The sequence below is a fragment of the Wolbachia pipientis genome (assembly GCF_023661085.1).
In the GTDB taxonomy this organism is placed as follows: domain Bacteria; phylum Pseudomonadota; class Alphaproteobacteria; order Rickettsiales; family Anaplasmataceae; genus Wolbachia.
This window is the reverse complement of the sequence record NZ_JAHDJT010000170.1, coordinates 1-1,321: the sequence shown is the minus strand read 5'-3', so window position 1 is coordinate 1,321 and position 1,321 is coordinate 1. Positions and strand designations below refer to the sequence as shown.

1 protein-coding gene is annotated in these 1,321 nt (G+C 31.4%); it reads left to right on the top strand.

What is annotated here, in order from left to right; all coding sequences use genetic code 11:
- Positions 1–967, top strand: a 967-nt coding sequence (locus DM84_RS05930) for a heme biosynthesis protein HemY (protein WP_250779077.1), incomplete at its 5' end; no start/stop codon positions are given.
- Positions 968–1,321 lie beyond the last annotated feature (354 nt).

Genomic DNA, 1,321 nt, shown 5'->3' with positions numbered 1-1,321 from the left:
TAGCACGGATTTGGGCAATACAGAGAACGCTCACAAGCTAGTTAAAAATCTAAATGAGGAGAGCGATAAGTTATCTTTAATAAAGCTCTTCAACTCAGGTAAGGTAGGAAATTACAGCTTCTTCAGCAACGGTTTGATAAGCATTGCAAGTAAAAATCGCAACTTAGCTCTGCTTCTGGCTAATAAACTGATTGTCCACCTCAAACAAGAGGGGGCAATCTTTCAAAAATTCATAGAGTATTGCTCAAGCTCGATTAATGATAAAATTCTGTCTATTCCTTTTCAAATAGAGCATTGCATATTGCAAGAAGATTGGGCTTGTGCAATTTTGAAGTTAAAGGAAGCTGCGAAGTTCAATATTTTTCTTCCTTTTAATTGCAAAAGAATGTTAGCAGTTTTTTATTGCGCTTTAGCAAAGCAATATGAAAGTAAAGGGAATTATAAGGAAGCTATAAAGTCTTTATTTAGAGCACAAAATCATTGCGCAACTTTTCAGCCTATCAATTATTTAAAGGCGAAATTATATATTAAACTTGGAAAAATCAGAAAAGCTTCTGCAGTGCTAGAGGTAGAGTATACAGTAAATCCTACTCCTGAGTCAGCAAGAATTTACATCAGTTTAAATAGTAAAGGTGCTGAGAAACTATACGGCTTGCGTCCTGATTATTATTTTAGTTATTGCTTACTTGCTTTATCTTCGATTAGCTTAGGTAAGTATGATCTTGCAAATCAACATCTAGACATTGCTATGAAAAAAGCTAATTACATATCAATCTACCTTATTATGGTGCGGCTTAAAATTAAATTGCAAGAATATGACGAGGCAGTTCACTTACTAAACAAGATGGGCTCAGAAGCTTTACTTGACCCATGTTGGAAATGTAAAAACTGTAGTAAACAGCTAAAGCAGTGGGATTACAAGTGTTCAAGCTGTAATAGCTTTAATTGTGTGTATTATGTTCAATAGTAGCTTATATATATAGCTATTATTTCTCACACTGCTTAGCTGCACAGATACCACTTTTTTACCTCACGTATTAATACTATATTAATCATAACCAGGTTAATGATTTATGTCAATTAAAATTGTAAAATAAATTTTCTTAATTTTGTTATATAAACAGGTTAATATTAGTACTAAATTTATCAATAAATTATAATATAAATAATGTTGTCGTGGAAATTTATAACAATATTTCCCTATAACGTTTAATAAATTTCAATAAATTGCTTTTTCAATTATGGATAAGTATACACTCTGTTAATATGTTTAGTTTAAAATCCAAAAGTAGATTCATGCTTTCTGTTGGCGAAGGATGTA